The following is an 18590-nucleotide window of genomic DNA, read 5'->3' on the forward strand; positions in this document are numbered from 1 at the left end:
AATCCCCTTCGTGACTGATGTCAACCTCCGCGCCACTGGCTCGGAACTTCCCCGCCTGAGTACCCTTCGCGTGTCCGAGCTTCAAGCTCTGGCCCTTGAACTGGGCATCTCCGGTGCGTCCAAACTTCGTAAAGGAGAACTCGTGGAAGCAATTACCACGGCTCGTTCCGGCACGCAGCAGGCCACCACAGACCAGGCCACAACCGACCAGGTCAGCACCGACCAGGTCAGCACCGCTGCTCCGGCCGAGACCGCCGCTCCCGTCGACGCCGCGCCGGTCGCCGACGCTCCCACTGAGTCCGCTCCCACTGAGTCTGCTCCCACCGAGTCCGTAGTTGTTGAGCCTGCACCCGAAAGCGCAGCGATCGAGAGTGCCCCGCTCCAGACTGCACCGATCGACAGCTTGGCCGAGGCTATCGAGGCTGCTCCGCGCAAGCGTGCACCGCGTCGTGCCAGCACCGGTACCGCTGCTCCAGCCAAGTCCCACGTCAATGCCGACGCCAGCACCGGATTCGGCATCATCCTTCCCGACGCTCCGGCCGCTGGCTCCCGTATTGCTCGCAATGCCCGCGGCGCTGCGGCCAGTGCGCCGACAACGGATGCCGCGGCATCCGTTTCTGAAACCGACTCGGCCACCACTAAGCCCGTTCGCCAGGCGCGCAAGCGCGTGCAGGTCGCTCCCGTTCAGTCGGAGGGCGCTGTCGCCTTCGTCATCAACGCTGCTGACTCTTCGACTGACGGCGCAGCGACCGACGGTGCAGCGACTGAGACTGCGCCGGCCAAGATTGCAGCGACCGAGAGCGCACCGGCGGCACGCCGTCCGTCCCGCCGGGCGTCATCGCAGCGTAACGCTGCGGCGACCGATTCCGGCACCGACGACAGCGCGCCGGTCGATGCGGCCGTCGACGTGGCAGCCCCGCCGGTCGAGGCAGGCGGCGAATCCGTCGATTCGACCGACGACTCGAACGCACCGCGCCAGGGACGTAGCCGCAGCCGTAGCCGTGGCGGCGCTGATCGTAACCAGGTTGAGAATGCCCCGGCCACCGATCGCAGCCAGAATCAGAACGGCTCGAACGGCCAGAATGGCCAGAATGGCTCGAACGACGAGGGCCTGACCCGTGCGCAGAGCCAGCGCCAGGCGCGCAACGAACGCAACCAGGAACGCAATCAAGAACGTGCGCAGGCCCAGGCTGACCGTAACCAGGCCCAGAACGATCGTGGTCAGGATCGTAACCAGGGTCAGAACGATCGTGGTCAGGATCGTAACCAGGGTCAGAACGATCGTGGCCAAGATCGTAATCAGGGTCAGGACCGCAACCAGGGCCCCGACCGCCTGGACGACGACATGAACGGTCGCGGAAACCGCAACCGATACCGTGACCGCAAGCGTCGCGGCCCGAACCAGGGTGACGACTTCGAGCCAGAGGTCAACGACGACGACGTCCTCATTCCCGTCGCCGGTATCCTCGATGTGCTCGACAACTACGCGTTCGTGCGCACCTCCGGCTACTTGCCCGGTGCGAGCGACGTTTACGTCTCACTCGGCCAGGTCAAGAAATACAACCTGCGCAAGGGTGACGCCGTCGTCGGCTCCATCCGCCAGCCGCACGAGGGCGACCAGTCCGGTCGTCAAAAGTACAATGCCATCGTCAAGGTCGACTCGATCAACGGCCAGACCGTTGACGAGGCCGCTACCCGCGTCGATTTCCACAAACTCACGCCGCTGTACCCGCAGGAACGACTGCGCCTCGAGACCGAACCCGGCAAGCTCACTCAGCGCATCATCGACCTCGTCGCCCCGATCGGCAAGGGCCAGCGCGGCCTGATCGTCGCACCGCCCAAGGCCGGCAAGACCATCGTCATGCAGCAGATTGCCAACGCCATCGCCACCAACAACCCCGAGGTTCATCTCATGGTTGTTCTGGTCGACGAGCGTCCCGAAGAGGTCACGGACATGCAGCGCACGGTGAAGGGTGAGGTCATCGCCTCCACCTTCGACCGTCCGGCCGAAGACCACACCACGGTCGCCGAGCTCGCCATCGAGCGCGCCAAGCGTCTGGTTGAGCTGGGCCACGACGTCGTCGTGCTGCTCGACTCGATCACCCGCCTGGGCCGTGCGTACAACCTGGTTGCCCCGGCATCCGGTCGTATTCTCTCCGGTGGCGTCGACGCATCCGCTCTGTACCCGCCGAAGCGTTTCTTCGGTGCTGCCCGTAACATCGAGAACGGTGGCTCGCTGACCATTCTCGCCTCTGCTTTGGTAGAGACCGGTTCCAAAATGGACGAGGTCATCTTCGAAGAGTTCAAGGGCACCGGCAACATGGAACTGCGTCTGTCGCGCCAGCTGGCCGACAAGCGCATTTTCCCGGCTGTCGATGTGAACGCCTCCGGCACGCGCCGCGAAGAAATGCTGATGAGCGCGGATGAAGTCAAGGTCACCTGGAAGCTGCGCCGCGCCCTCGCCGGGCTCGAGCAGCAGCAGGCACTCGAGCTCATTCTCGGCCGCCTCAAGGAGACCTCCTCGAACGTGGAATTCCTCATGCAGGTTCAGAAGTCGATGCCGACCCTGAACGGGTCAGACAAGGACAAATAATGTTCGAATCCGTCCTCACGCTGTTGGCCGAGCACGACGACCTACAGTCGCAGTTGGCGGATCCGGAGCTACACGCGAATCCGGCCCGTTCGAAGAAAGTCAACCGGCGTTACGCCGAGCTGAGCCGCATCATCGCCGCGTACCACGAGTGGAAACAGGTTGAAGATAACCTTGAGGCCGCTCGCGAACTCGCCGACGAGGATGCTGCTTTCGCCGAAGAGATTCCGGGTCTCGTTGTACAGCTAGATGTCACGGCTGAGAAGCTGCGCCGCCTGCTGATTCCTCGCGACGAACTCGACGCGCGCGACGTGATCATGGAGATCAAGATGGGGGAGGGCGGCGCGGAATCGGCACTGTTCGCCGCCGATCTGCTGCGCATGTACCTGCACTACGCCGAGTCGAATCGCTGGAAGACCGAGATCATTGAGCAGACTTCGAGCGACCTGGGCGGCATTAAAGACATTCAGCTCGCCATCAAGGGCAACTCAAGCGATCCAGCAGAGGGCGTATGGGCGCACCTCAAATATGAGGGCGGCGTGCACCGCGTACAGCGGGTGCCGGCGACCGAGTCGCAGGGACGCATCCACACCTCAGCGGCGGGCGTGCTCGTTTTTCCCGAGGTAGACGAGCCTGAAGAGGTTGAGTTGCACCCGAACGACCTCAAGATCGACGTGTATCGGTCGAGCGGTCCTGGTGGCCAGTCGGTCAACACGACCGACTCTGCCGTGCGCATCACCCACCTTCCGACCGGAATCGTCGTCGCGATGCAGAACGAGAAGTCGCAGCTGCAAAACAAGGAAGCGGGCATGCGTGTGTTGCGGGCGCGCGTTTTGGCTCGTCAGCAGGAAGAGATCGACGCGGCGGCCTCGCTGGTGCGCAAGGGTCAGATTCGAACCATGGATCGCTCCGAGCGTATTCGAACATACAACTTTCCCGAGAACCGTATCGCCGACCACCGCACCGGTTACAAGGCATACAACCTCGACGCCGTCATGAACGGCGCTCTCGGCCCGGTCATCGACTCCTGCATCCACGCCGACGAAGAAACCCGCCTAGCCGAGCTAGGCGACCCCGAGTAATCCCATTAAACGGACGCGGCCCAGGCCCCGTCCACGGGCCCAGTCTATAAACTGGGCCTATGGACGCGGCCCAGGCCCCGTCCATAGTGTTGGAGTGGGGCGGATTAGAGGTAATACTCGGGTTCGAGGGTTCCTCCTCGCGCGGACTCGACCGTCGCGGAGGACTGCGGGCGAATTGTTGCTGGAACGCCAACGAGCAGCGACCTGGGCGGAGCATTCTTCGTCACGACAGCGTTCGAGCCGATCGTGCTCCAGGCCCCGATGGTGATCGGGCCGAGCACCTTGGCTCCGGCGCCCACGGTGACGCCGTCTTCGAGATGCGGATGCCGCCGCACACCACGAGCGTGCCCGTGACGGCTCTTCCCGCCCAGCGTTACCGCGTGGTAGAGCATCACATCATCGCCGAGCACCGCCGTTTCACCGATCACAACACCCATGCCGTGGTCGATGAAGAGGCGGCGCCCGATGGTTGCCCCCGGATGAATCTCAATTCCGGTCAGAAACCGGGTCAGCTGTGACAGCAGGCGTGCGGGCAGGTGCAGTCCGCTGCGCCAGAGACGGTGCGCGATGCGATACGACCAGACCGCGTGCAGCCCACTGTAGGCAAGAAACACCTCGGTGTTGCTGCGCGCTGCGGGATCGTGGGTGCGCGCGGCAGCCATGTCTTCACGGATACGCCCGAATACAGTCATAGGAACGTGGGATTCATGAAAGGGCAGACGGCCTTCGCTTAGTCCAGCAGGTCTTCGTACAGCACGGTCGAGATGTAGCGCTCACCGAATCCCGGAACGATGACGACGATGGTCTTGCCCGCATTTTCGGGTAGTTTCGCTTGCTCGAGCGCGGCCCAGACGGCTGCGCCACCGGAGATACCGCCGAGGATTCCCTCGGCGGTACCGAGGACACGGGCGGTGGCGAGCGAATCGGCCAGGGTCACGTCGGTGATCGAGTCATAAACTTTGCGGTCGAGGGTTTCGGGCACGAAGTTCGCGCCGAGGCCCTGAATCTTATGTGGGCCGGGCTTGCCTCCGGAGAGGATGGGGGAGTCGATGGGCTCAACACCGACGACCTTGAGGCCCGGTTTCTGCTCCTTGAGATAGTTTCCAGCACCCGACAGGGTGCCGCCGGTTCCGATTCCGGCAACGAGAATGTCCACCGCGCCCTCGGTGTCGTTCCAGATCTCCACGCCGGTCGTGGCCCGGTGAATGGCCGGATTGGCCGGGTTTGTGAACTGGCTCGCCAAAACAGCGCCGGGAGTGTTCGCAACGATCTCGGCGGCCTTCTCGACCGCACCGCGCATGCCGTCGGCACCCGCGGTCAGCACGATCTCGGCGCCGTAGGCGCGCATCATGACGCGGCGTTCCTTGCTCATCGTCTCCGGCATGGCCAGAATGACGGTGTAGCCGCGGGCCGCGCCGACCATGGCGAGGGCGATGCCCGTGTTCCCGCTGGTGGCTTCAACAATGGTTCCGCCCGGCTTCAGCGAGCCATCCTTCTCGGCCGCGTTGATGATGGCGACGCCAATGCGGTCCTTCACGCTGCTCGAGGGGTTGTAGAACTCGAGCTTGGCCAGAACGGTAGCGCCGAGCCCAGCGGTCAAACGGTTCAGTTTGACGAGGGGGGTTCCACCAACGGCTTCGGTGATGTCGGAATAGATCTTGGGCACGTGAGCAACTTTCGTTCGGTGAAATTCAGCGGAATTCAAATAAAATTGGGTAGGTGGGCGTTGTCCAGCCTATGGCCCTCGACCACTAGCGCCCGGGTGCGTTACATTTCACTACGTGACCTCTTCAGACTCTGCCCCACCCACGACCGTCACTTCCCTGCGAAATGAGGCGATTGCCCGGCTGACTGCCGCTGGAATCACCGACCCGGAGGTTGATGCAGATCTGCTGATCGGTCACGTGCTCGGCCAGAGTCGCGGCGAGGTACAGGCCGCCAGCATCATGGCCAAACCAATCAGTGCAGCGGATGCTGCCGCCATCGACCTCCTGCTGGCCCGCCGCAGCGCCCGCGAGCCCCTGCAACATATAACAGGCCGTGCTCCGTTTCGGGCGCTTGACCTCAACGTGGGACCTGGCGTTTTCGTGCCGCGCCCCGAAACCGAACAGGTCGCCCAACTGGCCATCGATGCCCTGCGCGGGATGCCCGACGCTGAACCGATCGGCGTCGACCTCGGCACGGGCAGCGGCGCCATTGCCCTCGCCCTGGCCACCGAGGTGCCGCATGCCCGCATCTTCGCGGTAGAGAACTCGCCCGAGGCATACGCGTGGACCACCCGCAATTTTGCCGAGGTCGCCGCCGACAACCTCACCCTGGCCTTCGGCGACCTCGCCGACGCATTCGTCGAACTCAACGGCACCGTCGCGGTCGTCATTTCCAACCCGCCCTACATCCCAGTGGATGCCATACCGCGTGATCCAGAGGTGCGCCTGTTCGATCCCGCCCACGCCTTGTTCGGCGGACCGGACGGCCTCGACGTTATTCGTGCGGTATCCGCCACCGGCCTCCGACTGCTGCGGTCCGGCGGCGTGCTTGTGATTGAACACGGGGAACAGCAGGGGGAAGCCATTCGTGCACTGCTGGCCGACGATGGCTGGCGTGCACCCGCAACCCACCCCGACTACACCAGCCGTGATCGTGCCACGACTGCGCTGCATCCCTGAAAGCGCCAATTCGCACCCTGAGGCAACGGCATCCGCTCTTCACAACCTCGCTGAGATAGAATTGTCGGAAATGACACGTATCTACGATTGCACGAGCGACTCGGACACGAGTCAGCCAGACACGAGCCAGTCCAGCTACCAAGAGCACATCGCGTTGGCGCGCACGGCCATAGGCAGCGGTGCCCTCGTCGTGATTCCCACCGACACCGTCTACGGCGTCGCGGCCGATGCCTTTAACGCCGAGGCGGTGCAGCTGCTCCTCGACGCCAAGGGACGCAGTCGCCAGTCGCCGCCACCCGTTCTCATTCCCGGCATCCCCACCCTCGACGCCCTCGCAGTGGACGTGCCGCAGCCGGTGCGCGATCTGGTCGCCGCATTCTGGCCTGGTGGTTTGACAGTCATCGTCAACGCCCAGCCATCACTGGTCTGGGACCTCGGCGAAACCCGAGGCACGGTGGCCCTGCGTATGCCGAGCAATCAGATCGCGCTTGACCTACTGGCTGTAACCGGACCGCTCGCCGTCTCCAGCGCGAACCTCAGTGGTATGCCGGCCGCTCTCGACGCACAGTCGGCCGAAGCGGCACTCGGCGAGAGCGTCGAGATCTATCTCGACGGCGGCAAGTCCGGTGAAACCTATGCCAGCGTGTTCGGTCAGACCGGAGATGGTTCCTCGACCATCGTCGACGCGACCGGTTTTGAGGCTAACGGCGGTCTGCTACACATTGTGCGTGCCGGGGTCATTACGCGCGACGCGATCGCCGCCGTCATCGGCGACGTACTTGCCGCAGCGCCGGCCGTCAACACGGATGCCGCTCCCACCCTCGTCGCTCCTGGGCCGGACGAACGCGACACTGACCGGTAGTCCATGACCCTATTCGTTCTGCTCGCACTCGTCTCGGCAATCGTCACCTTCGTGTTTTCGATCATCGTCTACAAGCTCAGCCACAAGTACCGGCTCTACCCGAAGATTCGCGAACGTGATGTGCACACCCGCCCGACGCCGCGCCTGGGCGGCATCGCCATGTTCCTCGGCATCCTCGTCGCCTTCGGCGTTGCTTACCTCACTGCCGGGGCATTCGCACCGATGCGGTTGGTCTTCGCCGACCCGCAACAGATCCTGGCCATCCTCGGCGCGGCGCTGCTGATCGTGCTCGTCGGGGTGGCCGACGATATCTGGGACCTCGACTGGATGACCAAACTTGCCGGCCAATTCATTGCCGCCGGCCTAGTGGCGTGGCAGGGCGTGCAGATCTACTCCCTGCCGATCGGAGGTCTCACGCTCTGGAGCGGCCGGACGTCGATCGTTGTCACGGTCGTCGCCATCGTCGTCGTGATGAACATGATCAACTTCATCGACGGCCTCGACGGATTGGTCACCGGCGTCGCCCTGATCGCCAACGGAGTGTTCTTTCTCTACAGCTACCTGCTCGTGCGAGACACCTCGCCGACCAACTACTTCAACCTCGCCTCGTTGATCGCCGCCATTTTGGTCGGTGCCTGCGTCGGATTCCTTCCGTTGAACTGGCATCCGGCCAAGATGTTCATGGGCGATGCCGGTGCACTCCTAGTGGGCCTGCTCATGGCCACGAGCGCGATCGCCATCACCGGGCAGATCGACGTCACGGCGATCGATCGTTCCCAGCTCTTCCCGGCCTTCATCCCTCTCCTCCTGCCTGTGGCGATTATGATCATCCCGCTGCTCGACTTCGGACTCGCCGTGATCCGTCGCGTGCACGCCGGCAAATCACCGTTCAGCGCCGACCGAAAACACCTGCACCATCGCCTGCTCGATATGGGACACTCCCACCTGCATGCCGTGCTAATTTTCTACGGCTGGAGCGCGGCAGCATCGATCGGATGCCTGCTCTACTACCTCCTGCCGGTCTACCTCGGTCTTCCAACGGGCTATGCGACAATCTTTCTGGTCGTATCACTGCTCATCTGCACGATCGTCACGCTCGCACCGCTCGGACGCCGCAAGGCCGCCGAGTGGATCAGCCAGTCAGCGCCCGTCCCAACGCCAACCTCGCTCCTCGACCCGCTCGATCAGAGCGCAAGAGATCACGACGAGTCCCGCGGTGGCACCACCACAAGCCATCCAACCAACACGAGCGACCGCCCAACGGCGGCGCCTGCCGAGGAGAACGCATGACCAGCACCAACCCGCCCGCCCGAATCACGCCGTCGTCCGTTCCGGTGCTGCGGCGCATCCTGATTTACGGCGCCTGGGTCGCCATCGCCATCGCCATGATTGGTTCCGTCATCGGCTTCGCTGTCGACGGCGGCACCGGGGTGCTGAGCGCCCTGATCGGAACGGTCATGTCGGTCGCCTTCATGGGGATCACCGCCGGCAGCATCCTGCTGGCCAATCGTGTGGCAGGCAGTGAGTCAGCCATCGGCGGCTTCTTCGGAATCATCTTGGGCGGATGGCTGCTTAAATTCGTGGTGTTTCTGGCGCTGACGATGCTATTGCAAGACCGGGCGTGGATCCACCCAATAGTGCTGTTCTGCTGCATCATTGCCGGAGTAATCGGCTCCCTCGTAGTTGATGCCGTCGTTGTGGCGAAGAGCCGTATGACCTATGCCAGTGATGCCATCCTGCCCGCCGCGCCGGTCGAGGACTAACCCGTCAACCCATGCACCTCTGGATCCTGCTCTCGATTCGGCTCAGCGCCTGATCTTTGCTACAGTAAATACTGATCCCACCCCGGTTTGCAGACGCTTCACTGCGTCGTAAACCTGTCCATATTCGTCGATGCGCGAGCAGAGCTCACCGCCCCGAAACAGGAGAAAGCGCTGCTAGAAATCGCCGTAAACCTGATGGTTCCGTCTGCCACCGGCGACGGTGAATTCCACGGTCCTACCATCAATGAGTTCTTCCCCGAGGTTATTTTCTTCGCGGGTACGAACTTTGAAATCAATCGCATCATGCTGATTCGGTTCCTCGCCGTCGCGGCGCTGATGCTGGTCTTCTGGCTCGGTACTCGCCGCATGAAGATCATCCCGACCCGCGGCCAAAGCCTGACCGAAATGGGACTCGACTTTGTTCGCGTCAGTATTGCCGAAGACCTGCTGGGTAAAAAAGATGGCAAGCGTTTTCTGCCACTGATCACGACCGTCTTCTTCATGGTCCTGTTCATGAACATCACCGGCATTATCCCCGGTCTGAATATCGCGGGAACCTCCGTTATCGGCGTGCCTCTGTTTCTCGCCGGTGTCGCGTACGTCGCGTTCATCTACGCCGGTGTGAAGAAGAGCGGCATTGGGTTCTTCCGCACCGCACTCTTCCCGCCCGGAGTTCCGAAGTTCCTCTATATCATCCTCACGCCCGTAGAGTTCATCTCCACGTTCATCGTGCGTCCGGTCACGCTTACACTTCGACTCCTGATGAACATGATCGTGGGTCACCTCCTGCTGGTCATCCTTTTCTCTGCCACACAGTTTTTCTTCTTCACGGCAGATGGGGGCCTCAAGCTGTTAGGCGGCGGGACTCTGGTCTTCGGGTTGGCTTTCACGCTCTTCGAGCTGCTGGTAGCCGTGTTGCAGGCTTATATCTTCGCCATTCTCACCACTGTTTACATCCAGCTCGCGCTGGCTGAGGAGCACTAACAACGAATTCGGCACTTGCCTTATTCGCCATCACGGAAGGAAACACACATGGACGCAATCACCGTTCTTGCAGAAATCAACGGAAACATTGCTACGGTCGGCTACGGCCTGGCTGCCATTGGTCCGGGTATTGGCATCGGTATTCTTGTCGGCAAGACCGTCGAGAGTGTCGCTCGCCAGCCGGAGCTCGCCGGCCGCCTCCAAGTTCTGATGTACATCGGTATCGCATTCACCGAGGCGCTCGCGTTCATCGGTATCGCGACGTACTTCATCTTCGCTTAGTCCTCCTTTTTCACTTCTAACATGGAGGTATGTTGCTTCACATCGTGATTGCCGCTGCCGCGGCTGAGCAGAAGAATCCGCTTATCCCGGAGCTGTACGACATTATCTGGTCGGCGGTCTGCTTCTTTGTCATTCTGTTCTTCTTCTGGAAGATCGCACTACCGAAGATGCAGGTGCTCCTCGATGACCGCGCAGACGCCATCGAAGGCAACATGGCCAAGGCCGACGACGCCCAGCGCAAGGCTGAAGCTATGTTGGTGCAGTACACGGCTCAGCTCGCTGACGCTCGTGCGGAAGCCGGTGCCATTCGTGACCAGGCCCGCACCGACGGCCAGCGTATTGTCGCTGAGCACAAGGAGCGGGCTGCGGTCGAAGCCGGCCGCATCGCGGCCAGTGCCAAAACGCAAATCGAAGCCGAACGTCAGGCCGCCGTTGTGTCCCTCCGCAGCGAGGTAGGCACCCTCGCCATTGACCTCGCCTCGGGTGTCATTGGTGAGAGCCTGTCCGACGATGCTAAGGCGAGCGCCATTGTCGAGCGTTTCCTGGCCGAACTCGAAGCCAGCGAAGTGCCGTCGCAAGCAGCAGCTCCTACAGCCGGAAAGATTTAGCACATGGGAAGCGCCACCAGAGAAGCACTCGCCACATCGAGGGCGGCACTGTCCGTCCCGGGGGTCACGACTGATCTGGCGACGGCTGAAAGCCTGTTCGGTGCCGGGCGCGTTATCGGTTCGTCGTCGCAACTTCTGTCGGCGCTCGGCGACGCGGCAGCGGATACGGCAGCTAAGGTCACCCTCGTTCGCGCCGTTTTCGGTGCGGGCGTGACACCTCGTGCGCTCGACCTGCTTGCGGGCGTCGTCTCCGAGCGCTGGTCCAGCCACGATGATCTGTTGGCCGGAATTGAAGAATTGGGCTTGCGGGTATCCGCCCTGTCTGTTTCTACCGGCACATCGATCGAGAGTGAACTGTTTGAATTCGGCACAGCAGTGTCGTCAGACGCAGGGTTGGAACTGGCCCTGGCCAGCAAACTCGGCAAGAGTGACGCCAAGGCCGCCCTGGTCGAGAAACTTCTGGCCGGCAAGGTATCCGGTCAAACTCTTGCTATCGTTCGGCACCTGGTGCAGCAGCCTCGCGGCCGCCGCATGGGCGAGTTGCTGCGACAGGCGGCATCCGTTGTAGCGGACCAGTCTGGCAGTGCGATTGCCACCATCACGTCGGCGAGTGTTCTTTCGCCTGTCCAGTTAGACCGTTTGAAGAAGAGTCTTGAAGAACGTCACGGACGCTCACTCAGCATCAACCAGATCGTTGATCCGGCATTGGTTGGCGGGGTTCGCGTACAAATCGGTGACCTGGTCATCGATGGCAGCATCTCAACTCGCCTCGCCGATTTGCGACTGCAGCTCGTTCGCTAAGCACTGCTGATGCGGTACCAGCGCGATCAGTAACACCACAATCACAGCACGATAAGAAGACGCAGGGCGGCAACGTCCTGGAAGAGACAGAACCTGTGCAGCCGTACAGAAAAGGGAAGATGATGGCAGAACTAACGATCAGCCCCGATGAGATCCGTGGCGCTCTCCAGGACTTCGTGAAGTCCTATGAGCCGAACAAGACGTCAACGACGGAGGTCGGCTATGTCACCACGGCCGGCGACGGTATCGCCCACGTTGAGGGCTTGCCCGGCGTGATGGCCAACGAGCTCATCAAATTCGCCGACGGCACGCTGGGCCTGGCCCAGAACCTCGACGAAGACGAGATCGGAGTCGTCGTGCTCGGCGAGTTCGCTAGCGTTGTTGAGGGTATGGAGGTGCACCGCACCGGAGAGGTTCTTTCCGTTCCCGTTGGTGATGCCTTCCTCGGTCGCGTCGTCGACCCGCTCGGCGCACCAATCGACGGCCTCGGCGAAATTGTCAGCGAAGCACGCCGTGCCCTCGAGCTGCAGGCTCCCGGCGTTATGCAGCGCAAGAGCGTGCACGAGCCCATGCAGACCGGCATCAAGGCCATCGACGCCATGATCCCGATCGGCCGCGGCCAGCGTCAGCTCATCATCGGTGACCGTCAGACCGGCAAGACCGCGATCGCGATCGACACCATCATCAACCAGAAGGCCAACTGGGAGTCCGGCGACACGAACAAGCAGGTGCGCTGCATCTATGTCGCCATCGGACAGAAGGGCTCCACCATCGCTTCGGTGAAGGGTGCGCTCGAAGATGCCGGAGCGATGGAGTACACCACCATCGTTGCGGCGCCCGCTTCCGACCCGGCCGGTTTCAAGTACCTCGCACCGTATACCGGTTCGGCCATCGGCCAGCATTGGATGTACGCCGGCAAGCACGTACTCATCGTCTTCGATGACCTGTCCAAGCAGGCGGAGGCTTACCGTGCTGTTTCGCTGCTGCTGCGTCGCCCGCCGGGACGCGAGGCGTACCCCGGCGACGTGTTCTATCTGCACTCCCGTTTGCTCGAGCGTTGTGCCAAGCTGTCCGACGCCCTCGGCGCCGGATCGATGACCGGTCTCCCGATCATTGAGACCAAAGCCAACGACGTTGCCGCCTACATTCCGACTAACGTGATCTCGATCACCGACGGCCAGATTTTTCTACAGTCCGACCTGTTCAACGCCAACCAGCGCCCAGCTGTTGACGTGGGTATCTCGGTCTCTCGTGTCGGTGGCGACGCGCAGGTTAAGTCGATCAAGAAGGTGTCCGGAACGCTCAAGCTTGAGCTCGCCCAGTACCGTTCGCTTGAAGCCTTCGCGATGTTCGCCTCCGACCTCGACGCGGCCAGTCGTCGTCAGCTCGCGCGCGGTGCTCGCTTGACCGAACTGCTGCGCCAGCCGCAGTACTCGCCGTACCCCGTTGAGGACCAGGTCGTTTCGATCTGGGCCGGCATCAACGGCAAGCTCGACGAGGTACCGGTTCCCGACGTTCTGCGATTCGAGCGCGAATTGCTCGACTTCTTGGGTCGCAACACCGAGATTCTGAAGAACCTGCGCGAGACGAACGTTCTCTCCGACGAGACCGTTGCCGCGCTGACTGCTGGTGTCGACAAGTTCAAGCTTGAGTTCCAAACCGGCGAGGGCAAGCCGCTCGCCTCGGTGGGTAAGGAAAAGTTTGAGGCCATCGCTGCCGAAGACGTCAACCAGGAAAAGATCGTCAAGCACCGCCGCTAGTCGTTCACGCGACTCGCACTACAAATGACGACACCAAACTGAAAGACAAGGAAGCAGACACATGGGAGCGCAACTTCGCGTCTACCGGCAGAAGATCAAGTCTGCCCAGACGACCAAGAAGATCACTCGGGCCATGGAGCTGATCTCCGCCTCGCGCATCCAGAAAGCGCAGGCGCGAGTCGCTGCGTCAACCCCGTATTCGCGTGCAGTGACACGTGCCGTTTCGGCAGTGGCCACGTACTCGAACGTCCAGCACGTGCTCACGACTGAGCCAGAGAAAATTGAGCGCGCAGCGGTCGTTATCTTTGCCTCCGACCGGGGTCTGGCTGGCGCGTTTAGCTCGCAGGTTCTTCGTGAAGCGGAGTCGCTCAGCGAGTTGTTGCGTGGCCAGGGCAAAGACATCGTCTACTTCCTGGTCGGACGCAAGGCCATCGCGTACTTCACCTTTCGGGGGCGCGCGTCGGAGCGAGTGTGGACCGGCGGCACCGATCAGCCCCAGTTCGAAACTGCCAAAGAAATCGGTGAGGCCCTGCTCGGTTCGTTCCTTACGGACTACGCCGATGGTGGAGTCGACGAGATTCACATCGTCTACAACCGCTTCGTGAGCATGGTTACGCAGGTTCCCGAAGTTGTTCGGCTGCTTCCACTCGAGGTCGTCGAGGGTGTTGAAGAACCGAGCAGTAACGCGGTTCTGCCGCTCTACGAGTTCGAACCAGACGTGGAAACCGTTCTGGACAGCCTGCTCCCGGTCTATATCGAGAGTCGTTTGTTCAACGCCATGCTGCAGTCGGCGGCGTCAGAACATGCCAGCCGTCAGAAGGCGATGAAGTCGGCCAGCGATAACGCCGACAAGCTGATCACGGACTACACGCGGTTGTCGAATAACGCGCGTCAGTCCGAGATTACCCAGCAGATTTCCGAGATCGTGGGTGGAGCCGATGCGCTCTCATCCGCCAAGAAGTAGTTCACATGTCCCATGGGCAGAGAAGAGAGAGCAATGACTGACACCGCAATCGCGCCAGTCCGGGCGGAGGACACGGCCGGCTCGGTCGGCCGCATCGCCCGTGTCACTGGCCCCGTTGTCGACATCGAGTTTCCGCACGACTCGATCCCCGGCATCTACAACGCCCTGAAGACCACGATCACCATTGGTGATGAGTCAAACGAGATCACGCTTGAGGTTGCTCTGCACCTCGGTGACGACCTCGTCCGTGCTATCGCGCTGAACCCGACCGACGGACTTGTTCGTGGTCAGGAAGTGCGAGACACCGGCACCCCCATCACGGTTCCCGTTGGAAACGTCACCAAGGGCAAGGTCTTCAACGTTATCGGCGATGTGCTCAACGCCAAGCCGGGCGAAAAGATCGAGATCACCGAGCGCTGGCCCATCCACCGCAAGCCACCGCCCTTCGACCAGCTCGAGTCCAAGACCCAGCTGTTCGAGACCGGTATCAAGGTCATCGACCTTCTCACTCCGTATGTTCTCGGCGGAAAGATCGGCCTGTTCGGTGGTGCGGGAGTCGGCAAGACCGTTTTGATCCAGGAAATGATCCAGCGCGTTGCGCAGGACCATGGTGGAGTGTCGGTGTTCGCCGGAGTCGGTGAGCGTACCCGTGAGGGCAACGACCTCATCGCCGAGATGGAAGAAGCTGGCGTCTTCGACAAGACCGCCCTAGTCTTCGGACAGATGGACGAGCCGCCGGGAACGCGTCTGCGCGTTGCGCTCTCGGCCCTCACCATGGCTGAGTACTTCCGTGACGTTGAGAAGCAAGACGTGTTGCTCTTCATCGACAACATCTTCCGGTTCACGCAGGCCGGTTCAGAGGTCTCCACCCTGCTCGGTCGCATGCCGTCTGCTGTGGGCTACCAGCCGAACCTGGCCGACGAGATGGGCATCCTGCAGGAGCGCATCACGTCGACTCGTGGACACTCGATCACCTCTCTCCAGGCGATCTACGTTCCCGCCGACGACTACACCGACCCGGCTCCGGCGACCACGTTCGCTCACCTTGACGCTACGACTGAGCTGTCGCGCGAGATCGCGTCGAAGGGACTGTACCCGGCCGTCGACCCGCTCACGTCGACCAGTCGTATCCTCGACCCCCGCTATTTGGGTGCCGATCACTACAACACGGCCGTCCGCGTCAAGGCCATTCTGCAAAAGAACAAGGAACTCCAGGAGATCATTGCGATTCTTGGTGTTGACGAGCTGTCTGAAGAAGACAAGGTCACGGTTTCTCGTGCTCGTCGTATTCAGCAGTTCCTGTCGCAGAACACCTACATGGCGAAGAAGTTCACCGGTGTTGAGGGTTCAACAGTTCCGCTCAAGGACACCATCGAGTCATTCACGGCTATTGCCAACGGTGACTTCGACCACGTGGCTGAGCAGGCCTTCTTCAACGTCGGTGGCATCAACGACGTTGAAGAGAAGTGGGCTCAGATTCAGAAAGAGAACGACTAACCATGGCAAAGTCGCTGTCCGTCAGCGTTGTGTCGGCCGACCAGCAGGTCTGGACCGGCGAGGCGACGATGGTTGTCGCCAAGACCGTCGAGGGCGAGATCGGTATTCTTGCCGGTCACGAGCCGATGTTGGCAATTCTGGCCGTTGGCGACGTTCGCGTTACCCTGGCCGATGGTTCCAAGGTGATCGCGAAGGCTGAAGATGGCTTTCTGTCCGTCGACAATGACATCGTGACCGTCGTCGCTCGCAAGGCTGAGCTCGTTAGTTCCTTGTAAAAAAGCCTAGCCATACCGTTGTTGATACTGCTACCGCCGTCGGAGACGAAACGCTCCGGCGGCGAAGCTGTACCCCTCAGCTGGTCTTTACTGGCCTATCCGTCCCTGAACGCGAAACGTCGAACGCTCGCGCGGGCGCTGGTTGCCCTGTCGCGGCATCCGGAAGCTGCCATAGCCGCCCTCAAACTCGGTCGCACCCAGTTGTTCGAAATTGACCGCAACCTCGAGCTGTTGCGGTCGCCAACCCTGCCGGTCATCGACCGCTACACCGGGGTGCTCTTTGACGGGTTGGATGCTGCGACCCTGTCGGCGGCGCAGCGTGAGTTCGCGAACGCCCACGTGGTGGTGCATTCGGCGTTGCTTGGACCGCTCGCCGCTCTAGATCCGATTCCGGCGTATCGACTGTCGCACGACTCGAGGGTGCCGGACTTGACGTTGAACACGCACTCGCTGAGGCAGCACTGGAGCACCGACGTGCATAAGCTGCTCAGCCACACCGACGGCCTGCTGCTTGACCTGCGTTCCGAAGCCTACGTCGCCCTGGGGCCCCGCCCGGTGCGCCCTAACTCGATCTATCTGCGGGTTGTCGCCGACGCCGGAGATGGCCAGAAACGCGCGCTCAACCACTTCAACAAGAAGTCCAAGGGCGAATTCACGCGGGCCTTGATCGACAACGGACAAAACTTTTCGACCGTTGGCGAACTGATCGAGTGGGCAGAATCCGTGGGAATACAGGTGCAACCGGGCGTGCCTGGTGAACTGCAGCTTCTCGTTGAGCAGCACCTGGCCAGCAAGGGGCAGCCGGCCACGTCGACAATCTATACGGTGCGCTAGTACATTACGAGAGGGACGGCTAGTGGTGCACGATTCCTTCGTGATCGAGCAACCAGGCCTTGGTGGGGATTCCCTGGCCGGCGCTGTACCCAGTGATCTGACCGCTGGTAGCGAGCACCCGGTGGCAGCCGATGATGATCGGCACCGGGTTGGCGCCGACGGCACCACCGATAGCGCGACCCGATCCGGCGCGACCGATCTGGCTGCCGAGGGCTCCGTAGGAGATGACTTCTCCAAAGCCTACGGTAGCCAGGCGAGCCCAGACGGTGCGCTGAAACTCGGTACCGCGGGTCAGGTGCACGGGAAGATCGAAAGAGTGTCGGGTACCGGCGAAGTACTCGGCCAACTGCTCGGCCGCGCGGTGTAGCACCGGTGAGGGAGCCTCGGCGGTTTCGTCCAGCGGAAGGTGCCCGTCGGTTTCGATCGAGAGCGAGAGGATGCCGTCATCGTCGGCCGTGAGCTCGATCCGCCCGAGCGGGCTCGGCAGACGAAGAAGAGCGGGAGAAATCGAGGTCATACTTCGACTGTAGCCGCGCACTCCCGGTTGACCTCGCGGGGTTCGGACGTTGGTGCATAAGGTCGACGGCCGTGCGGGTGTGGAGGAGGGTGCAGGTTGGCGTCGAGCCGCCGGAACGGCCCTATTCTGTAGGGATGGCTCAGATTGAATATCGCAGACTTGGCTCTTCCGGATTGACCGTGTCGACGATTGGACTCGGGTGCAACAACTTCGGGCGCACCGGCACCGCGACGGAGGGGCAGGATGGTACGACGGCCGTCATTGACGCGGCCTTCGAAGCGGGGGTGACCTTGTTTGACACGGCCGACATCTATGGTGCCGAACGGGGACTGAGTGAGACCCTGATGGGGCACTCGCTGCGCGGCAAGCGCGATCAAATCGTGCTCGCTACCAAATTCGGTATGGATATGGGTGGGCGCAACGGGCCCGATTGGAACGCGCGTGGCTCGCGCCGATACATCCGTTTGGCCGTTGAGGCGTCGCTGCGTCGACTACAGACCGACTGGATCGACCTGTACCAGCTGCACGCGCCCGATCCGTCGACGCCGATCGAGGAAACCCTCGCGACGCTCGACGACCTCATCACCGCGGGCAAGATTCGCTACATCGGCCATTCCAACCTGGCCGGCTGGCAGATTGCTGAGGCGGAATTTACCGCGCAAATGAATGGGCATCCCAAATTTATCTCGAGCCAGAACGAGTACAGCCTGCTGGTGCGCGATATCGAAGAAGAGGTCCTTCCGGCCGTCAACGCCTTCGGCCTGGGTTTTCTGCCATTCTTTCCCCTCTACAACGGACTATTCACCGGCAAGTTCTCGCGCAGTGGTGGACCGGCCGACAGCAGAATCATGATGATTCGCCGCCATCTTGCCGACGACGCCCCGTGGGACGTGATCGAGCAGTATCAGGACTGGTGCGACGCGCGCGGGGTGAGCATGCTCACGGCGACCTTTGCCTGGCTGCTGGCCCAGCCCGGACTGACCAGCGTCATTGCCGGCGCGACCAAGCCAGAGCAGATCATTCACAACGCGACGGCCGCAACAGCCTGGCAGCCCAGTGCCGATGAGGTTGCCTACATTTCGGGCCTCTTTGCCTGAACGCTCGA

General features: G+C 61.9%; 19 protein-coding genes. 16 read left to right on the forward strand and 3 right to left on the reverse strand.

Features of this window, described 5'->3' with window-relative positions; genetic code table 11:
- The first annotated feature begins 10 nt into the window (after positions 1 to 10).
- Together rho and prfA are read left to right on the forward strand one after the other, a co-directional pair.
- Complete coding sequence (gene rho / locus CXY75_RS16830) at positions 11 to 2593, forward strand: transcription termination factor Rho (RefSeq protein WP_104083958.1); 2583 nt, start codon at positions 11 to 13, stop codon at positions 2591 to 2593.
- Positions 2593 to 3672: a peptide chain release factor 1 gene (gene prfA / locus CXY75_RS16835; protein ID WP_104083959.1), complete on the forward strand. Its 1080-nt coding sequence runs from the start codon at positions 2593 to 2595 to the stop codon at positions 3670 to 3672. The genes rho and prfA overlap by 1 nt, the downstream gene beginning before the upstream one ends.
- Before the next feature lie 104 nt (positions 3673 to 3776).
- On the opposite strand, the gene epsC is transcribed toward prfA, so the two are convergent.
- Both epsC and cysK read right to left on the reverse strand, forming a co-directional pair.
- Complete coding sequence (gene epsC / locus CXY75_RS16840) at positions 3777 to 4364, reverse strand: serine O-acetyltransferase EpsC (protein ID WP_104083960.1); 588 nt, start codon at positions 4362 to 4364, stop codon at positions 3777 to 3779.
- A gap of 38 nt (positions 4365 to 4402) precedes the next feature.
- Positions 4403 to 5338 (reverse strand): cysteine synthase A, encoded by a 936-nt coding sequence (gene cysK, locus CXY75_RS16845; RefSeq protein ID WP_104083961.1) that lies wholly within the window; start codon positions 5336 to 5338, stop codon positions 4403 to 4405.
- A gap of 115 nt (positions 5339 to 5453) precedes the next feature.
- On the opposite strand from cysK, the gene prmC reads away from it, so the two are divergent.
- The 13 genes from prmC to CXY75_RS16910 all read left to right on the forward strand — a co-directional run bounded on the left by prmC (position 5454) and on the right by CXY75_RS16910 (position 16968).
- A complete protein-coding gene (gene prmC / locus CXY75_RS16850) occupies positions 5454 to 6338 on the forward strand; it encodes a peptide chain release factor N(5)-glutamine methyltransferase (protein ID WP_104083962.1) in 885 nt (294 codons plus the stop codon).
- Between the two features lie 70 nt (positions 6339 to 6408).
- Positions 6409 to 7200 carry an L-threonylcarbamoyladenylate synthase gene (locus CXY75_RS16855; protein ID WP_104083963.1) on the forward strand — a complete coding sequence of 264 codons (792 nt, stop codon included), beginning with the start codon at positions 6409 to 6411 and terminating at the stop codon, positions 7198 to 7200.
- 3 nt (positions 7201 to 7203) lie between these two features.
- Entirely contained in the window at positions 7204 to 8490 is a 1287-nt protein-coding gene (locus CXY75_RS16860; RefSeq protein WP_104083964.1) for an MraY family glycosyltransferase, read from the forward strand.
- Positions 8487 to 8963: a hypothetical protein gene (locus CXY75_RS16865; RefSeq protein WP_104083965.1), complete on the forward strand. Its 477-nt coding sequence runs from the start codon at positions 8487 to 8489 to the stop codon at positions 8961 to 8963. The genes CXY75_RS16860 and CXY75_RS16865 overlap by 4 nt, the downstream gene beginning before the upstream one ends.
- A 195-nt stretch (positions 8964 to 9158) precedes the next feature.
- Positions 9159 to 9947: a F0F1 ATP synthase subunit A gene (gene atpB / locus CXY75_RS16870; protein ID WP_104083966.1), complete on the forward strand. Its 789-nt coding sequence runs from the start codon at positions 9159 to 9161 to the stop codon at positions 9945 to 9947.
- A 48-nt stretch (positions 9948 to 9995) separates the two neighbouring features.
- Positions 9996 to 10229: an ATP synthase F0 subunit C gene (gene atpE / locus CXY75_RS16875; RefSeq protein WP_104083967.1), complete on the forward strand. Its 234-nt coding sequence runs from the start codon at positions 9996 to 9998 to the stop codon at positions 10227 to 10229.
- A 29-nt stretch (positions 10230 to 10258) separates the two neighbouring features.
- A complete protein-coding gene (locus tag CXY75_RS16880; protein WP_369826744.1) occupies positions 10259 to 10837 on the forward strand; it encodes a F0F1 ATP synthase subunit B in 579 nt (192 codons plus the stop codon).
- Positions 10838 to 10840: 3 nt separating this feature from the next.
- The gene (locus CXY75_RS16885; RefSeq protein WP_104083968.1) at positions 10841 to 11638 is read left to right on the forward strand and encodes a F0F1 ATP synthase subunit delta; all 798 of its coding nucleotides are present in this window, start codon (positions 10841 to 10843) and stop codon (positions 11636 to 11638) included.
- Positions 11639 to 11760: 122 nt separating this feature from the next.
- Complete coding sequence (atpA, locus tag CXY75_RS16890) at positions 11761 to 13398, forward strand: F0F1 ATP synthase subunit alpha (RefSeq protein ID WP_104084380.1); 1638 nt, start codon at positions 11761 to 11763, stop codon at positions 13396 to 13398.
- Positions 13399 to 13459: 61 nt separating this feature from the next.
- Positions 13460 to 14362 (forward strand): F0F1 ATP synthase subunit gamma, encoded by a 903-nt coding sequence (locus tag CXY75_RS16895; protein WP_104083969.1) that lies wholly within the window; start codon positions 13460 to 13462, stop codon positions 14360 to 14362.
- Between the two features lie 33 nt (positions 14363 to 14395).
- A complete protein-coding gene (atpD, locus tag CXY75_RS16900) occupies positions 14396 to 15859 on the forward strand; it encodes a F0F1 ATP synthase subunit beta (protein WP_104083970.1) in 1464 nt (487 codons plus the stop codon).
- 2 nt (positions 15860 to 15861) lie between these two features.
- Complete coding sequence (locus CXY75_RS16905; protein WP_104083971.1) at positions 15862 to 16134, forward strand: F0F1 ATP synthase subunit epsilon; 273 nt, start codon at positions 15862 to 15864, stop codon at positions 16132 to 16134.
- Positions 16135 to 16152: 18 nt separating this feature from the next.
- On the forward strand, positions 16153 to 16968 hold the full coding sequence (locus CXY75_RS16910; RefSeq protein ID WP_104083972.1) for a YaaA family protein: 816 nt from the start codon (positions 16153 to 16155) through the stop codon (positions 16966 to 16968).
- Between the two features lie 19 nt (positions 16969 to 16987).
- On the opposite strand, the gene CXY75_RS16915 is transcribed toward CXY75_RS16910, so the two are convergent.
- On the reverse strand, positions 16988 to 17485 hold the full coding sequence (locus CXY75_RS16915) for a methylated-DNA--[protein]-cysteine S-methyltransferase (protein WP_104083973.1): 498 nt from the start codon (positions 17483 to 17485) through the stop codon (positions 16988 to 16990).
- Between the two features lie 134 nt (positions 17486 to 17619).
- On the opposite strand from CXY75_RS16915, the gene CXY75_RS16920 reads away from it, so the two are divergent.
- Positions 17620 to 18582 (forward strand): aldo/keto reductase, encoded by a 963-nt coding sequence (locus tag CXY75_RS16920; RefSeq protein WP_104083974.1) that lies wholly within the window; start codon positions 17620 to 17622, stop codon positions 18580 to 18582.
- The last annotated feature ends 8 nt before the right edge of the window (positions 18583 to 18590 follow it).

Source organism: Cryobacterium sp. Y11 (assembly GCF_002929535.1).
Taxonomy (GTDB): domain Bacteria; phylum Actinomycetota; class Actinomycetes; order Actinomycetales; family Microbacteriaceae; genus Cryobacterium.

Bases quoted from the DNA above. Each gene is read 5' to 3' on its own strand.
- atpD (WP_104083970.1), top strand. From the start codon at position 14,396: ATGACTGACACCGCAATCGCGCCAGTCCGGGCGGAGGACACGGCCGGC.
- CXY75_RS16915 (WP_104083973.1), bottom strand. From the start codon at position 17,485: ATGACCTCGATTTCTCCCGCTCTTCTTCGTCTGCCGAGCCCGCTCGGG.
- CXY75_RS16905 (WP_104083971.1), top strand. From the start codon at position 15,862: ATGGCAAAGTCGCTGTCCGTCAGCGTTGTGTCGGCCGACCAGCAGGTC.
- CXY75_RS16880 (WP_369826744.1), top strand. From the start codon at position 10,259: ATGTTGCTTCACATCGTGATTGCCGCTGCCGCGGCTGAGCAGAAGAAT.
- epsC (WP_104083960.1), bottom strand. From the start codon at position 4,364: ATGACTGTATTCGGGCGTATCCGTGAAGACATGGCTGCCGCGCGCACC.
- prfA (WP_104083959.1), top strand. From the start codon at position 2,593: ATGTTCGAATCCGTCCTCACGCTGTTGGCCGAGCACGACGACCTACAG.
- CXY75_RS16920 (WP_104083974.1), top strand. From the start codon at position 17,620: ATGGCTCAGATTGAATATCGCAGACTTGGCTCTTCCGGATTGACCGTG.
- CXY75_RS16885 (WP_104083968.1), top strand. From the start codon at position 10,841: ATGGGAAGCGCCACCAGAGAAGCACTCGCCACATCGAGGGCGGCACTG.
- atpA (WP_104084380.1), top strand. From the start codon at position 11,761: ATGGCAGAACTAACGATCAGCCCCGATGAGATCCGTGGCGCTCTCCAG.
- CXY75_RS16855 (WP_104083963.1), top strand. From the start codon at position 6,409: ATGACACGTATCTACGATTGCACGAGCGACTCGGACACGAGTCAGCCA.
- atpE (WP_104083967.1), top strand. From the start codon at position 9,996: ATGGACGCAATCACCGTTCTTGCAGAAATCAACGGAAACATTGCTACG.
- CXY75_RS16865 (WP_104083965.1), top strand. From the start codon at position 8,487: ATGACCAGCACCAACCCGCCCGCCCGAATCACGCCGTCGTCCGTTCCG.
- atpB (WP_104083966.1), top strand. From the start codon at position 9,159: ATGGTTCCGTCTGCCACCGGCGACGGTGAATTCCACGGTCCTACCATC.
- CXY75_RS16860 (WP_104083964.1), top strand. From the start codon at position 7,204: ATGACCCTATTCGTTCTGCTCGCACTCGTCTCGGCAATCGTCACCTTC.
- CXY75_RS16895 (WP_104083969.1), top strand. From the start codon at position 13,460: ATGGGAGCGCAACTTCGCGTCTACCGGCAGAAGATCAAGTCTGCCCAG.